Annotated in this window: 16 protein-coding genes; 9 read left to right on the forward strand and 7 right to left on the reverse strand. The window is 29.7% G+C overall.

The window, feature by feature from the left end:
- Positions 1-22 precede the first annotated feature (22 nt).
- The 4 genes from F7018_RS05155 (at position 23) to ribB (ending at position 5849) form a co-directional block, all read left to right on the forward strand.
- On the forward strand, positions 23-2473 hold the full coding sequence (locus F7018_RS05155; protein WP_150898944.1) for a DNA translocase FtsK: 2451 nt from the start codon (positions 23-25) through the stop codon (positions 2471-2473).
- Positions 2474-2512: 39 nt separating this feature from the next.
- Complete coding sequence (locus F7018_RS05160; RefSeq protein ID WP_150898945.1) at positions 2513-3169, forward strand: LolA family protein; 657 nt, start codon at positions 2513-2515, stop codon at positions 3167-3169.
- Between the two features lie 89 nt (positions 3170-3258).
- Positions 3259-4704, forward strand: a complete 1446-nt coding sequence (locus F7018_RS05165; RefSeq protein ID WP_150898946.1) for an LptF/LptG family permease — start codon at positions 3259-3261, stop codon at positions 4702-4704.
- 2 nt (positions 4705-4706) lie between these two features.
- A complete protein-coding gene (ribB, locus tag F7018_RS05170) occupies positions 4707-5849 on the forward strand; it encodes a 3,4-dihydroxy-2-butanone-4-phosphate synthase (RefSeq protein ID WP_150898947.1) in 1143 nt (380 codons plus the stop codon).
- Positions 5850-5920: 71 nt separating this feature from the next.
- Here the strand turns inward: ribB and F7018_RS05175 are convergent, their stop codons facing one another.
- From F7018_RS05175 to F7018_RS05190, 4 genes are all read right to left on the reverse strand, one after another.
- Positions 5921-6862 (reverse strand): NAD(P)H-dependent flavin oxidoreductase, encoded by a 942-nt coding sequence (locus F7018_RS05175; RefSeq protein WP_150898948.1) that lies wholly within the window; start codon positions 6860-6862, stop codon positions 5921-5923.
- An 81-nt stretch (positions 6863-6943) separates the two neighbouring features.
- Positions 6944-8182, reverse strand: a complete 1239-nt coding sequence (mnmA, locus tag F7018_RS05180; RefSeq protein ID WP_150898949.1) for a tRNA 2-thiouridine(34) synthase MnmA — start codon at positions 8180-8182, stop codon at positions 6944-6946.
- Between the two features lie 17 nt (positions 8183-8199).
- The gene (locus F7018_RS05185) at positions 8200-8898 is read right to left on the reverse strand and encodes a hypothetical protein (RefSeq protein WP_150898950.1); all 699 of its coding nucleotides are present in this window, start codon (positions 8896-8898) and stop codon (positions 8200-8202) included.
- A gap of 10 nt (positions 8899-8908) precedes the next feature.
- On the reverse strand, positions 8909-9604 hold the full coding sequence (locus F7018_RS05190) for a toxin-antitoxin system YwqK family antitoxin (protein WP_150898951.1): 696 nt from the start codon (positions 9602-9604) through the stop codon (positions 8909-8911).
- 63 nt (positions 9605-9667) lie between these two features.
- Between F7018_RS05190 and F7018_RS05195 the strand changes: the two genes are divergently transcribed.
- From F7018_RS05195 to F7018_RS05205, 3 genes are all read left to right on the forward strand, one after another.
- Positions 9668-10243 carry an adenylosuccinate lyase gene (locus tag F7018_RS05195; RefSeq protein ID WP_150898952.1) on the forward strand — a complete coding sequence of 192 codons (576 nt, stop codon included), beginning with the start codon at positions 9668-9670 and terminating at the stop codon, positions 10241-10243.
- A gap of 4 nt (positions 10244-10247) precedes the next feature.
- Entirely contained in the window at positions 10248-11303 is a 1056-nt protein-coding gene (locus F7018_RS05200) for a serine hydrolase domain-containing protein (protein ID WP_150898953.1), read from the forward strand.
- A 115-nt stretch (positions 11304-11418) separates the two neighbouring features.
- Positions 11419-11652 (forward strand): hypothetical protein, encoded by a 234-nt coding sequence (locus tag F7018_RS05205; protein ID WP_150898954.1) that lies wholly within the window; start codon positions 11419-11421, stop codon positions 11650-11652.
- 45 nt (positions 11653-11697) lie between these two features.
- On the opposite strand, the gene F7018_RS05210 is transcribed toward F7018_RS05205, so the two are convergent.
- The 3 genes from F7018_RS05210 to F7018_RS05220 form a co-directional block, all read right to left on the reverse strand.
- On the reverse strand, positions 11698-12534 hold the full coding sequence (locus F7018_RS05210) for a sterol desaturase family protein (protein WP_150898955.1): 837 nt from the start codon (positions 12532-12534) through the stop codon (positions 11698-11700).
- 70 nt (positions 12535-12604) lie between these two features.
- Positions 12605-13318 carry a class I SAM-dependent methyltransferase gene (locus F7018_RS05215; RefSeq protein WP_246175049.1) on the reverse strand — a complete coding sequence of 238 codons (714 nt, stop codon included), beginning with the start codon at positions 13316-13318 and terminating at the stop codon, positions 12605-12607.
- Between the two features lie 2 nt (positions 13319-13320).
- On the reverse strand, positions 13321-13863 hold the full coding sequence (locus tag F7018_RS05220) for a YkgJ family cysteine cluster protein (protein WP_150898956.1): 543 nt from the start codon (positions 13861-13863) through the stop codon (positions 13321-13323).
- 90 nt (positions 13864-13953) lie between these two features.
- Here F7018_RS05220 and argS point away from each other — a divergent pair, with 90 nt between their 5' ends.
- Together argS and F7018_RS05230 are read left to right on the forward strand one after the other, a co-directional pair.
- Positions 13954-15729 carry an arginine--tRNA ligase gene (argS, locus tag F7018_RS05225; RefSeq protein ID WP_150898957.1) on the forward strand — a complete coding sequence of 592 codons (1776 nt, stop codon included), beginning with the start codon at positions 13954-13956 and terminating at the stop codon, positions 15727-15729.
- A gap of 11 nt (positions 15730-15740) precedes the next feature.
- Complete coding sequence (locus tag F7018_RS05230; RefSeq protein WP_150898958.1) at positions 15741-16352, forward strand: hypothetical protein; 612 nt, start codon at positions 15741-15743, stop codon at positions 16350-16352.
- Positions 16353-16375: the final 23 nt, after the last annotated feature.

Consider the following 16375-nt stretch of genomic DNA (forward strand, 5'->3'; position numbering starts at 1 on the left):
AATTTATTTCTAACAAAAATACATGGCAAAAAAAAAGACAACTGTTCAAAAAAAACAACCTAAAACCAATTTATTTAAAAAGGTTTCGTCTTTCTTTTCTAATAGACAAAATCAAACTATTACTGGTGCTTTTTTAATACTGTTTTCAATATTTTTAACAGTTGCTTTCATCTCTTTTTTCTTTTCTTGGCAAGAAGACCAAAGCACTTTAACACAATTTGCAGATAAAAAAATTCCGACTAAAAATTTACTAGGTAAAATAGGAGCTAAATTGAGTAACTTTTTTATTTATAAAGGTTTTGGATTGGGGTCTTTTCTTATCCCTCTTACTTTATTTTTAACTGGTTCTAGAGTTTTACTTCAAGCAAACCTAAAAAGAATATTGCCTTCTTGGAACTGGGGATTATTAATAATGCTTTGGATTTCTACAGCCTTAGGGTTTGTAGAAAAAAAGAATGCATTATTATCAGGTGTTATTGGGTTTGAGCTTAATGAATACTTACAAACGTTTTTAGGTAAAACTGGTGTCATAATATTATTGTTATTCTTCTTAATCACTTATCTAATTACACGATTTAGCATTACACCTGAGAAAATAAACGAGCAAATAAAGTCAAATAAGGAAAAACAGGATGCTAAAAAAGCTGCTGCTGAAATAGCTGCAAAAGAAAAAGCTTCAGAAGAAATTAAAGAAGTAGAAGAAACTGAAGTAGAAAGTAAAAAATCTAGTTTCGAAATTTCAGTTGAAGATTTACAACCTACAATTTCTAAACATTCAGAAACACAAACTTCAACTCCCCCTCCTACTGAAAACAAAGAGGAAGTTGTTTTAGATCCTAACATAAATAGTGAACCAACTTTAACAGTTTCTGAAGAAACAAAGAAAGAAGTTGAAGTAGCTATCGAAAAAGTTTCAGAAGAAAAAAGTGTTACTGAAAACTTATCAAATCAATTAGTAAAAGATTTTGGTGAATTTGACCCTACTTTAGAATTAGGTAATTACAAGTTCCCTACATTCAACTTATTAAAAGAGTATAACGAAACAATTTCAATAGACCCAGAGGAACTTGAAGCTAATAAAAACCGAATTGTAGAAACACTTAAAAACTACAAAATTGGTATTGCTCAAATTAAGGCTACTGTAGGTCCGACTATTACATTATATGAAATTGTACCCGAAGCAGGTATTCGAATTTCAAAAATTAAAAATCTAGAAGACGATATTGCTTTATCACTTTCGGCATTAGGAATTCGTATTATTGCTCCAATTCCTGGTAAAGGGACGATTGGTATTGAAGTACCAAATAAAAAATCTACTATTGTTTCAATGCATTCTGTTATTTCTTCAAAGAAATTCCAAGAAAGTCAAATGGAACTTCCAGTTGCATTAGGTAAAACTATTGCCAATGAAACTCTTGTAGTCGATTTAGCTAAAATGCCACACTTATTAATGGCTGGAGCAACAGGACAAGGAAAGTCTGTTGGATTAAATGCTGTATTAACCTCACTTCTATATAGAAAACATCCTGCTGAAGTAAAGTTCGTATTAGTTGACCCTAAAAAAGTAGAACTTACTTTATTTAATAAAATTGAGCGTCATTATTTAGCTAAATTACCAGATACTGATGATGCTATTATTACAGATACTACTAAAGTAGTAAATACTTTAAATTCACTTTGTATAGAAATGGATGCTCGTTATGATCTCTTAAAAACAGCAATGGTTCGTAATATTAAGGAATACAATGCTAAGTTTAGAGCTCGTAAATTAAATCCTGAGAATGGACATAAATTTTTACCATATATCGTTTTAGTTATTGATGAATTTGCTGATTTAATTATGACAGCTGGTAAAGAAGTAGAAACTCCTATTGCTCGTTTAGCACAACTAGCACGTGCTATTGGAATTCACTTAATAGTAGCAACACAACGTCCATCTGTAAATGTAATTACTGGTATTATTAAAGCTAACTTCCCTGCTAGAATAGCATTTAGAGTAACTTCAAAAATAGATTCGAGAACTATTTTAGATGCACCAGGTGCTGATCAATTAATTGGTCGTGGAGATATGTTATATTCTGGAGGAAACGATATTACTCGTATTCAATGTGCTTTTGTTGATACTCCTGAAGTAGAAAAAATAACCGATTTTATTGGTTCACAACGTGCTTATCCAGAAGCTCATCTGTTACCAGAATACGTTGGCGAAGAAGGTGGCACAAATGTTGATATAGACATTGCAGACCGTGATAAGCTCTTTAGAGAAGCTGCAGAAGTAATTGTAACAGCACAACAAGGTTCAGCTTCTTTATTACAACGTAAATTAAAATTAGGTTACAACAGAGCAGGTAGATTAATTGATCAATTAGAAGCAGCAGGAATTGTTGGTCCTTTTGAAGGCAGCAAAGCCAGACAAGTATTAGTTCCTGATTTTGTTGCTCTTGAACAATTATTAGAAAACGAAAAAAAATAACAATTAAAAAATTCCGAAAAACGGAAGCAAAACAATATCATGAAAAAAATTGGATTATTATTTATTGGATTATTTATTACCTTAAATACCATCGTTGGACAAAATACTTCTTCAGAAGCCAAAAACCTTTTAGATGAAGTATCTACTAAGATGGGAGCCTATAAAAATATGATTATTGGTTTTAACTCTTCCTTAGTAAACCGAGAAGCTGGTATTACAAACGACCCACCTATTAGAGGAAAGATTACACTTTCTGGAGAAAAATATAACTTAGATTATTTAGGTAGTCATTTTCTTTTTGATGGAAAAAAGTTAGTTGTTATCAATCAAGAAGAAAAAGAAATTAGTATTACCAATGGAGATTTGGATGAAGAAGATGGATTTATCTACCCTTCTAAATTATTAACTTTTTATAAAGAAGGTTATAATTTTTCTATGGGGAAATTAAAAAATAGTAACGGTAGAAAAATTCAATTTGTAGATTTAACTCCTATTGATAGTAATTCTGATATTGTAAAAGTACAATTAGGAATAGATGCTAAAACAAAACATATATACAAGTTAGTACAAATAGGATCTAATGGTGCAGAAACAACATTTACTATCACAAAGTTTAAAAGCAATCAACCTATTTCTAAAAACTTATTTTCTTTTAATAAAGAAAAATATTTAAAACAAGGATACTATATCGATTAATGCTTAAAAAAAGTTTTGTTAATGATACTTTTAAAATCATTAACAAAACTTTTGTTTTTTTATTCACTTAACCTACTAACTTTGCATCTGTGAAAATACTAGACAGATATATTTTAAAAAGTTTTTTAAGACCTTTTTTAGCAACCTTCCTAATCATCTTATTTGTATTAGTAATGCAAGCCATGTGGCTTGCTTTTGATAATTTTGCAGGTAAGGGAATTAGTGTACCTATTATTTTAAAATTTCTTTGGTATACAACACTTCTAATGGCTCCCCAGGCTCTTCCTATCGGAGTATTACTTTCTTCAATCATGACTTTAGGTAGTTTATCTGAAAACTACGAATTTGCTGCAAGTAAATCTGCTGGTGTATCATTACCCCGAATGGTACGTCCATTAATTTTTTTAACATTCATATTAAGTGGAATTAATTTTCTGTTTTTAAATAACGTATATCCATACGCTATGTTAAAGCAATTAAATATGAAAATCAACATTAAAATGAAACAACCTGCCATAGCTTTAGTAGCAGGCAGTTTTAATGCTGAATTACCTAATTTCCAAATAAAATTTGATGAAAAATATGGAGAAGAAGAAAACCTATTAAAAAAAGTAATGATTTATGATTTATCAGGTAAAAGGGGAAATAATAAAATTATTACTGCTGAAAGAGGTAAAATTATTACCGAAGAAGGCAGTAGATATATGACATTAGTTTTAGAAGATGGATATTATTTTGAAGGTCATAGAAAAAGCAATATTCCTTCAAATAAAGATAAAATGCCAGCCTCTCATGCATATTTTGACGAATATATAATAAATATAGATATTTCTTCACTAACAGGTAAAGATGTTGAAAAAGAAAACTATACTAGGCAGTATAATATGTTAAGTTTAAATCAATTGAAAGATACCTTACCTACTATGAAAAAAAATTATGATGATTTTATTTCTAACAGGGCTAAAAATCTTTTTTTAAATATTGATGTAAGTGACCTACATAGTTATCCCGATTCTTTAACTAATAAAAAACTTTCTCTAAATCTATTAGATAATTTCGAATTAAGAGAAAAACAAACTATTATAAATAGTGCTAACTCAAAAATCCAGCGTGCAATTAAAAATAATGATTCAAACAAGCAAACTTTAAAAAATAAAAGAAAATATCTTAATCTTTACGATATTGAATTTTATAACAGAGTAGCTTTTTCTTTCTCTTGCTTATTACTCTTCTTTATTGGAGCTCCTCTTGGCTCTATTATACGAAAAGGAGGTATGGGGTTGCCTATGATTTTAGCTATAGGAGTTTATGTAACGTATTTTTTCAGTAATACTTTTGGAAGAAACTTAGCTGAAGAAAGCTCTCTTACAGCTATAACAGGATCTTGGCTAAGTGTATTTTTAATGCTACCTTTGGCATTAACATTAACAATTAGAGCAACTAAAGACAAAGGACTTTTTGACATAAAAGGGCTTTTTATAAAACTATTCAGTTTTTTTAACAACCTATTCTCTAAAAAAGAGAAAACAACATAAAAATGACAACACACACCACAGCTAAAGTTAAATTAAACACGATTGAAGAAGCTATTGAAGACATAAAAAACGGTAAAGTTATTATTGTCGTTGATGATGAAGATCGTGAAAATGAAGGTGATTTTCTTGCCGCTGCTAATAAAGTTACCCCAGAAATGATCAACTTTATGGCTACTCATGGTAGAGGTCTAATTTGTACTCCTCTTACTGAAGACAGATGTAAAGAATTAGAGTTAGGAATGATGGTAAATAACAATACCGATCCTATGGAAACTGCTTTTACTGTTTCTGTAGATTTACGCGGTAAAGGTGTTACCACCGGTATTTCTGCTTCTGATAGAGCTAAAACCATACAAGCACTAGTAGATCCAGAAACTAAACCTTTTGACCTTGCCAGACCTGGACATATCTTCCCTTTAAAAGCTAAAAACGGAGGTGTTTTAAGAAGGACTGGTCATACTGAAGCTGCCATAGATTTTGCCCGATTAGCTGGCTTAGAGCCTGCTGGAGTTATTGTTGAAATCATGAACGAAGATGGTACTATGGCTCGTTTACCTCAATTATTAGAAGTTGCTAAGAACTTTGATTTAAAAATAGTTTCTATTGAAGATCTAGTAGCTTATAGAATGGAGCATGATTCTTTAATTGAAAAGAAAGAAGATTTTAATATTCAAACACGTTTTGGAGATTTTCGTTTACGTGCCTACCAACAAACTACAAATAAACAAATCCATATTGCATTAACTAAAGGAACTTGGAGCAAGGATGAACCAATTTTAACAAGAATAAACTCAACTCTTGTTAATAATGATATTCTTGGAACTTTAACTAATAATGCTGACAAGAAATTGGATCAAATGTTTAAAGTTGTGAATGATGAAGGTAAAGGCGCTATTGTTTTTATAAATCAACAGAGTCAGGCTTTAAATTTATTAAACCGTTTACGTGGACTAAAAGAAAACCAAGCTAAAGGAATAATGAAAGCTCCTAAAGTAACCATGGATAATAGAGATTTTGGTATTGGTGCTCAAATATTACACGACTTACATATTCATAAATTACGCTTAATTTCCAATACCGAACAGACTAAGAGAGTTGGTATGATTGGTTACGGGTTAGAAATTGTAGATTATGTAAATTATTAAAAAATTACAACCAAATAAAAAAGAGGAAGTTTAAACTTCCTCTTTTTTATTTACAAGTAAAACTTTTCGAATTACAATGAGTTCATTGAAGTTTTAACTTCATTAAACTCAGCTATTATACTTTCTAAAACTTCTTTTGCAGGTTTTATTTCATGGATTAATCCAGCTACTTGCCCTATTTCTAACTCTCCTTCTTCCAAATCTCCTTCAAACATTCCTTTTTTAGCTCTAGCTCTACCTAATAACTCTTTTATTTCCTCTATTGAAGGATTTTGTTGATACAATTCTTGAACTTCATTATAGAACTTATTTTTAACCAAACGTACTGGTGCCAGTTCTTTTAAAGTTAAATGAGTATCACCATCTTTAACTCCAAGAATAGTTTGTTTAAAATTATCATGAGCAGAAGATTCTTTTGTTGCTGCAAAGCGACTTCCAATTTGGACTCCATCAGCACCTAAAACCATTGCTGCCAACATACCTCTCCCTGTTCCTATTCCACCTGCTGATATAACAGGAATTTTAACCTGTTCTTTTACCATTGGTATTAACGTAAATGTAGTTGTCTCTTCTCTACCATTATGCCCACCTGCTTCAAAACCTTCACAAACCACTGCATCAACACCAGCTGCTTCTGCTTTTAACGCAAATTTTACTGAACTTACTACATGCACTACAGTAATTCCTTTTTCTTTTAAGAAGTTTGTCCATGTTTTTGGATTTCCTGCTGAAGTAAAAACAATCTTCACTCCTTCTTCAACAATAATATCCATAATCTTTTCGATATCTGGATATAACATTGGTACATTAACTCCAAAAGGTTTATCTGTTGCTTTTTTACACTTCTGTATATGCTCTCTTAGCACTTCCGGATACATCGATCCAGCTCCAATTAAACCTAAACCACCTGCATTAGATACAGCAGATGCTAACTTCCATCCTGAGACCCAAATCATTCCTCCTTGAATAATTGGGTATTGTATATTAAATAATTTAGTAATCTTATTTTGCATAAGGTAAATGTACAATCATTAAATAGTAAGCACAAAAAAACCTCGAATAATTCGAGGCTTAATTTTATAATAAATTACTTTTTAAGAAATGACACCAGAACCTAAAAGCTCTTCATCTTTATACCAAGCAACAAATTGTCCTTCTTGAATAGCTGATTGTGGATTTTCAAAGGCAACATATAAACCTTTTTCTACACTATATAATCTTGCTTTTTCTAATTTCTGACGATAACGTATCCTTGCTTCAACTTCCATTTCTTCACCTGGATTTAATGCTAAATCGGTACGCACCCAATGTAGTTCCTCATTAGAAACAAATAAAACGTTTCTATATAAACCTGGATGATTTTTACCTTCTCCAGTATAAATTATATTCTCATTTACATCAGTTTCAATAACAAATAATGGTTCTTTTGTTCCTCCAACAGCTAATCCTTTACGTTGACCTTTGGTAAAATAATGAGCTCCTTGGTGCTTACCTACCACATCTCCATCTTCTTTTTTGTATGAAAATTTAGTTGATAAATATTCTAATTCTGCTTCTTTATTTTCAAATTTTGGAGCTACTCTATTATATTGCTCGAAACTATTTGGTATTCTTATGATTTGCCCCTCTTTAGGTTGTAATTTTTGTTGCAAAAAATCTGGTAATCTTACCTTACCTATAAAACATAATCCTTGAGAATCCTTTTTATCTGCTGTAATTAAATCAGCCTCTTTCGCTATTTCTCTAACTTCTGGCTTTGTTAACTCACCTATTGGAAACAATGCTTTTGATAATTGCTTTTGAGACAACTGACACAAAAAGTAGGACTGATCTTTATTAGTATCTTTTCCTGCTAATAATTTATATACTGGCTTTCCGTCAATTATTTCTTCTGATTTTCTACAATAGTGACCAGTAGCTACGTAATCTGCTCCTAAGCCTAATGCTATATCCATAAATACATCAAACTTAATTTCTCGATTACATAAAACATCTGGATTTGGAGTACGACCTTTCTCATACTCATTAAACATATAATCTACTATACGTTCTTTATATTGTTCACTTAAGTCTACAGTTTGGAAAGGTATTCCTAATTTTTCTGCAACAATCATTGCATCGTTGCTATCTTCTAACCAAGGACATTCATCAGAAATAGTTACCGAATCGTCATGCCAGTTTTTCATAAACAAGCCTATAACTTCATAACCTTGCTCTTTTAGTAAGTATGCTGTTACACTACTATCTACACCTCCTGAAAGTCCTACTATTACTCTTTTCATTCTTTCTTTTTGAAGGTGCAAATTTACGAAATCCTTTCCATTATTTACTATGGAAAGAATTGATGAAACTATTGAAGAAATTGATGTACTCTTACATAACTTAATTCCTCCTTATTATCTGTGGATCTTAATGTAAGTTTATCTTTTTCTACTGTAAATTTATAGAATTTGAATTTTGGTGTTTCTCCATAATTTACCATTTGTAGTTCTGGCTTATGTCCATGAATTTTATAAACACCATATTTTTTATTCTTTAAAGAATTCTCTATAACATAAATGTTATCCCATCTTAAATACAGCGTCGATTTCGGATTTACTAATTTTTTTGAATCAACACTATCTATCTTTTTAGATTTTAATTCCCAAAGTCCAAGTAATTTATTTCCTTCTGAACTAGGAATTTTATTGATTCTTTCTAAATATACTGTAACATCCTGACCTTCTTCTTTCCTTTCCCATAACATTTTATTCTCTTTCAATTCAACTTTAAAAGGCTCAGCTACATCGGTCACTCCATTTTTATTCGAAATTTTAAGTCTGTTATCTTTTAAACTCCAAGTTCCATAAGAATGCTGTAACCATCCATTACCGGATATTTGAGTAGAATCTTCTTTAAAGTTCATCCATCGAGCATTAGGAGTCATTTCTTCTTTACCTACTTTCACTTTTTTTACTAACCAAAGTCCAGTAAATTCATCAGTTTCTTTTTTTTCATTACAGGAAACTAAAAAACTCAGAATTAATAGTAAAATAAAACTCCTAAACATATTCTTCTTTTTATTTATTCTTAAGTTCTGACAATTTCATTCGCTTCTTTTTGTTTACTACTTCTCCATCCATATAAAACTCCCACTTCCCTATTCTTTTTCCTTCTTTATACATTCCTTTCTCTTTTATTCCTCCTTTTAAGTCATAATATTTGCCCTCGCCTTCTAACTTCCCATCTTTATAAAAAACATCTTCAATTAAAATACCAGATTCTGTAAAAGTTTTAGAAACTCCATTTTTCTTTCCATCTACATAAGAAGTTTCTTGGGTTACCTTTCCATTAGGATAATAGTTTTTAAGAATTCCATCTAACTTTCCATTTTTATATTCTTCTTCAGAAAACAGCTTTCCATTAGCAAAATAGTATATCCATTTTCCAATACGCTTTTTTCCTAACATTTTACCTTCACTCTTCAATTTTCCTAAATCGTTATAAAATTTAACCGTAGCTGTATCCTTTTTATATGTTTTTACAATTACTGGTTGTGTTGAAGAAGTATTAGAATAAAACTTAAAAACTCCTACTTCTTTACCATTTTTAAACTGTCCAGAATAACGAACCTTACCATTGTCATAAAATTTCTTCCATACACCTGTTCGTTTTCCATTTGCATCAAATTGATTTATTTTTTGTGCCTCAGTTGAAACAATAAAAAAAGCTGATAATAAAAGTGCAATTGAAAATATCCTTTTTATATTTAGCATTGATAATTCTTTTTATTTAGTTGTATAACTTACTTATTTCAAAAATACATAAACCATACCAATATGAGTATTGATTTTTTAGTTTCTGTTTTAAATGATATGGAGAACCCTGCTAGGGTAAACAGAAACAATGCTGCTATTATTGTATTAGAGCAGCCAAAATTAATAAAATCTTTAGTTGAATTAACTTTTGATGTTGATAATAAATTGTCTATCAAAGCAGCATGGGTATTGGAATGGATTTGTACACATCATGGCATTGAACATATCCATCCTTACCTAAATTTCTTTACTGAAAATATTTCTAAAGTACATTTTGATAGTGCTATTAGACCTTGTGCTAAAATTTGTGAACATTTGGCAGTTGCTTATACTTCAAAAAAAGAAAGCAACACTCAAAAAATATTAACTCAGAAGCACATTGAAAGTATTATTGAAGCTGGGTTCGACTGGTTAATTACCGATCAAAAAATAGCCGTTAGAGCCTATACCATGACTTCTTTGTATTTATTTGGCTTAGAAAAAGATTGGGTTCATCCTGAATTAAAACATTTAATTAGTTCTAAAATAATTCATGAAAGTAAGGGCTGTAAAGCTCGTGGTAAGAAAATTTTAGAAATGATTGAAAAAACAAAATAAACCTATGAAAACACGAATTAACTTATTATCCCTATTTCTTTGTTTTACAATATTATCAAACGCTCAATTTAAAGAAGAAGCTATACTTTTGACTCAAAATTTTATGGAGGAACAAAAAATTCCTGGGCTCTCAATTTCAGTATCAAAAAAAGGTAAAATTATTTGGTCTGAAGGATTTGGTTATTCAGACCTTAGTAGTAAGATAAAAGTATCTCCAAAAAACACTCAATTTAGAATTGCTAGTATTTCAAAAACACTAACAGCTGTTGCTTTAGCAAAACTTATTGATGATAATAAATTGAACTTAAACAATAGCTTATATACTTATGTTCCTGATTTTCCTAAAAAAGATTACGACTTTACCATTCGTCAAATTGCAGGACACACAGCTGGAATTAGGCATTATAAAGGTTCAGAATTTTTGATAAATGATAAAATGTCTATTGTTGAAGGCTTAGATATATTTAAAGAGTCTGATTTACTCTTTAAACCAGGAACCGATTTTAAGTATAGTACTTATGGATGGAATTTGCTGAGTGTTGTTATTCAAAACGCTAGTAATAAAGATTTTTTTGATTTTATGAATGATGAAGTTTTTGTTCCTTTAAAAATGACTAAAACTATCCTAGATGAATCTGATAAAGAAAATATAAATAGAACTCAATTCTATTTAAAAAGAAGAGGAAAAATAGTTATTGGTCCTAAAGTAAGTAATGAATTTAAAGCTGCTGGTGGTGGTTTTTTATCTACTTCTGAAGATTTAATTTTATTTGGAAATGAATTTATAAATCCGCAAATAATAACAAAAAATTCATTAGCTAAACTTACTACTTCTAATAAAACGAATAATGGTAAAAAAACAAATTATGGAATTGGTATAAGCGTCCGTAAAACTAAAAATAATACAACTAAATTAAGTCATTCAGGAGGTGGTATTGGAGCTTCTTCTATGTTACTAATTTATCCTGAGGAAGAAATTGTAATTTCTATTCTTACCAATTTATCTAGAGTAAAAATGCGTGATTATATAAAAGGACTAGAAAATATATTTATTCAATAATATTTTTTGCCTACTTCATTCGGAAGATTAATCACTTATCTTGAAAATTTATACAAAAAAATCGGTGTAAATAATCATATTTTAAAATCAATATTAATAATTAAACTATAAAATTATGCCGAAAAAAATTTTAAAATTAAATGATGTGAAAAAGCTTAACAATGAAACAATGAAACAAATTTCAGGAGGACAAGCAACTGGAACATACCCATATGTTTGTTATGATTCGAGTGGAAGTTTCGATTCTAGTATTAATGTTTCAGGTGATGGTGTAATATGTAATAGCACACAAAGTAGTACTATTGATTTTGGTACACCAGGACCAGGGCATGATGTTATGATGTTTTAAAGACAAAAGAAAAGCGAGCTATATGCTCGCTTTTTTATTATTTTATTAAATCTCTTCTATATTTGTAGGTTTTCTATATCCTGCAAATGGTTGTCTTAACAACTCTTTTAAATTGGAATTTTTTTCTTCATCTGGAAAAGTATCTACACCATAAACTATTTTTTCACGATCTAATTCCATATAAGTTCCAAATAATCGATCCCAAATAGAAAAAATATTCCCATAGTTAGAATCGGTATAGGGTAATAAATTATGATGATGCACTTTATGCATATCGGGTGAAACCAACACATAACTTAATATTTTATCAAGTTTTCTAGGCATTTTAATATTTGCGTGTGTTAATTGTGTAAATATTAATGACATTGACTGATATAACATAATAATTGCAATCGGGGTTCCCACTAAAAAGACTCCTAACAAAGTAAATGTAAAACGTATTACACTTTCTAAAGGATGATGTCTATTGGCAGTAGTAGTGTCTACCTTATGATCTGAATGGTGTACTAAATGTACCATCCACAAAGGTTTTACCTTGTGTTCTACATAATGTGCCAAATAAGCTCCAAAAAAATCTAAAAATAATACACCTAAAACTACATATAACCATAAAGGCATTGTAGGTAACCAATTGATTAAACCAAAATTATTAGCTTGGACCCAATCGGCAGTTTTTAATAATAAAAAAGCAAGTGTAAAATTTATAATAACTGTTGTCCCTGTAAAAAACAAATTAGGCCATGCATGCTTCCATTTATTGTATTTGAACTTAAACAAAGGAACAGCACTTTCTAATAGCCAAAAAAAAGTAATTCCTCCTACTAAAATTATGCTCCTATGACTTGATGGAATTGTTTCAAAATAATTAATTATAGTGTCCAATATGAAATATTTTTTCTAAAAATAAGAAAAAGTTTTGAGTAGCTATTTTTCTATACTCTATCTTCAATAATCAAAAAACCTTAAAAAGAGTTGTTACAATAATACCTTTATTATTAGGTAAAGGAATAGATAATAATTGTTGTTTTTTTTTAATTTTAAAATTAAATGGAGGAGCTAATAAATTTAAGCCGCTTTTCTTTTTTAGCCTAATCCCTTGCCCTGAAATAATATCTTTATTTGGTTCAAAATCTCCTTTTGGTAAATGCTCCGTTAAAATAATGTATTTAAAAGCTAATAGCTTAGCAACTATTTTTTGTACCTCTGCATTTGATAAATGCTGTAAAACTTGACGAATCATCACACAATCTGCAATTGGTAATTCTTCTTCTGCAATATCTAGACAATAAAATTCTAAATTTTCTTCTTTAAATTTTTCTTTATTATAAGTTATTAAGCTTGGTACAATATCTACTCCAACATATTTTTTGGTGTGCTTAACTAATTGTTTTCCTACATTAAAATCGCCACAACCTAAATCACATACAGTTAAACCATTTTTAAAAGAATTTAGAAAGGAAGTTACTATTTCTATATAAGGTTTTACAATGTTAATATCATGAGAACCATCTCCTGAATAAAACTCTGAAGTATTACCTCCCCAAAGATTCTTTTCATAAACTTGTACCATAGCATCTTTAGTAGGCCATGGTTTCTTTTGCTTTTTAGATTTCATTGCTTTCTTTTTCTTAGATAGTTTTCTAGAAACAGAAAACCTTAAAAACATTTTTAAGACCTTTTCTCTCTAGAAGATCTCCTCACTTTTTTATTAGATTGTAAAGGCACACGTTTTTTTAACTCTTCAACAATTCTATAAGTAGCTGGACAAACCTCCGTGTTTTTAACCGTCAAATCTGTTAATTGAATAAACTTTCTACGGTTGGTATGTGGATATTCGGCACATGCTTTTGGACGTACATCATAAATAAAGCAAGTATTATCACGTTCATCTAAAAAAGTACAAGGAGCAGATTTTAACACCATAAAATCGTCCGAATCACGTTCTAAATATTGATTTGTAAAATCACGAACCTTCATTCTTAAGTGCTTAGAAATACGTTCAATGTCTTTATCAGTAAACATTGGACTGGTAGTTTTACAACAGTTACCACAAGTTAAACAATCGGTACGTTCAAACTCTTTATCATGTAATTCTTGCATGATAAGGTCTAAGTTTTTAGGCGTACGTTTTTTTAATGTAGCAAAATATTTTTTATTCTCTTTTTCTACATCTTGTGCTAACTTTTGTAAGTTTTCTAGGTCTTTATCCATGTTGCAAAAATACCTATATAAATTGTTAGAATCAGTTTAAATATCATCCAAATAAATTATGTAATTTTGCACTTCAATTTTTAATAACTAATGAGCATACAAACCTTAATAGAAACTAAAGTAAAGGAAGGTTTTTTAACCTTGTATAATATTGAAATTCCAAGTGTTGAGTTTCAAGCAACCCGTAAAGATTTTGAAGGAGACATCACTGTTGTGGTATTTCCTCTTTTAAGGTACAAGAAAGGAAATCCTGTACAAATTGGTGAAGATTTAGGAGCTTATTTAGTAGAAAATGTTGAAGATATTAGTAGTTATAACGTAGTTAAAGGTTTTTTAAACTTAGTTATAAACGATAGTTTTTATACTAAATTCTTTAATGAAATTGCTAAAGAAACTACTTATGGATTTGTTACTCCTTCAGCTGATGAATCATCAAGAATGGTTGAATATTCATCTCCTAATACCAACAAACCATTACACTTAGGACATGTTCGTAATGTATTATTAGGTTATGCTGTTTCTGAAATTTTAAAAGCTTCAGGAAAAAAGGTTTACAAAACTCAAATCATAAACGATAGAGGTATTCATATTTGTAAATCAATGCTAGCTTGGCAAAAGTTTGGTAATGGTGAAACTCCTGAATCAACTGGCTTAAAAGGAGATAAATTAGTTGGTAATTATTATGTAAAGTTTGACCAAGAATACAAAAAAGAGATTGCTGATTTAGTAGCTAGTGGTACTTCTGAAGAGGATGCTAAAAAGCAAGCTCCTTTATTTGTTGAAGCACAAGAAATGTTGCGTAAATGGGAAGCTGGAGATAAAGAAGTTGTTACCCTATGGGAGACAATGAACTCTTGGGTTTATGAAGGTTTTGATGTAACCTATAAAAACATTGGAGTTGATTTCGACAAGTTATATTATGAAAGTAATACCTATCTTTTAGGAAAAGATGTAATTGAAGAAGGGTTGAAAAACGGTGTTTTCTTCAAAAAAGAAGATGGTTCTGTTTGGTGCGATTTAACTGATGAAGGTTTAGATGAAAAATTAGTGTTACGTTCTGATGGAACTGCTGTATATATGACTCAAGACATTGGTACAGCAATTCAACGTTCTAAAGACATGCCAGATGTTGGAGGAATGGTCTATACTGTTGGAAATGAACAAGACTATCACTTTAAAGTATTATTCTTAATTCTTAAAAAATTAGGATATTCTTGGGCTGAGCAATTATACCATTTAAGTTATGGTATGGTTGATTTACCTTCTGGAAAAATGAAATCTCGTGAAGGAACAGTTGTAGATGCTGATGATTTAATGACTGAGATGACCGATACTGCTCGTACAATTTCACAAGAATTAGGGAAGTTAGAAGGTTATTCTGAAGAAGAAAAAGAAGAGTTATATAAAATTATTGGATTAGGAGCTTTAAAATACTTTATCTTAAAAGTAGACCCTAAAAAGAGAATTTTGTTTGACCCAAAAGCTTCTGTTGATTTCCAAGGAAACACAGGACCTTTTATCCAATATACTTATGCTAGAATTCAATCAATTTTAAGAAAAGCAGATTTTGATTATTCAAACCCTGTTTCTGTTGAATTACATGCAAAAGAAAAAGAATTAATTAAGTTATTAGAATTATACCCTGAAACAATTCAGCAAGCAGCTAAGAACTACTCTCCTGCTGTAATTGCTAATTACACGTACGACTTAGTAAAAGAGTTTAACTCATTTTATCAAAACGTACATATTTTAGGGGAAGAAAATCAAGATAAAAAAGTATTTAGAGTTCAGTTATCTAAAAAAATAGCGGACACTGTAAAATCAGCATTCAGTTTATTAGGAATTCAGGTTCCTGAAAGAATGTAAAAACTAAAATTATGAAAAAGAAACTATTTGTATTATTAATTTTATTTGTAAAAACTGTTGACCTTAGATCTCAAAACGATCATTTAGGTAAAATTTTTTTTAGAAATGGAACACAGGAAGTAGTAAATTATAAGTGGGTTATTTCAACAAATGTATTGCAAAAACCTAAAATTAAATTTACTAAGAAAAATGGTGTTTTTGTTATAAATGGATTTAATGAAATAGAAAAAATTAGGAAATATCATACCAAAGATAATAAAGTTAACGATAGTACCGATTATTACTTTAAAAGTTTAGACAGTAAAATCTTAACTTTAAGAAGTGTTATTTCAAAAGGAAAACTCAGATTATATGCTAAAGATCATTCAAGAGAATATAGTAGTAGTTTTGTTTTTGGTACTATAAATGGTTCATCATCTTATCAAACATACTATGTGGGTGCTCCTTATAGTGTAAAAGTAACAAAGCTTCCTAAAAAAATAAAAAGTAAAAAATTTAAAAAGATATTATCAAAGTATACATCTAAATGTAAACCTTTTACAGAAAAACTTAATGATAAAAAGTTTTTAGAAAATAAATCTGTAAAAGACATTATCAATTACTACAATGAAAATTGTAAATAAAAAATAAAACAAACAACAAGTAA

Source organism: Tenacibaculum aiptasiae, assembly GCF_008806755.1.
Lineage (GTDB): Bacteria > Bacteroidota > Bacteroidia > Flavobacteriales > Flavobacteriaceae > Polaribacter > Polaribacter aiptasiae.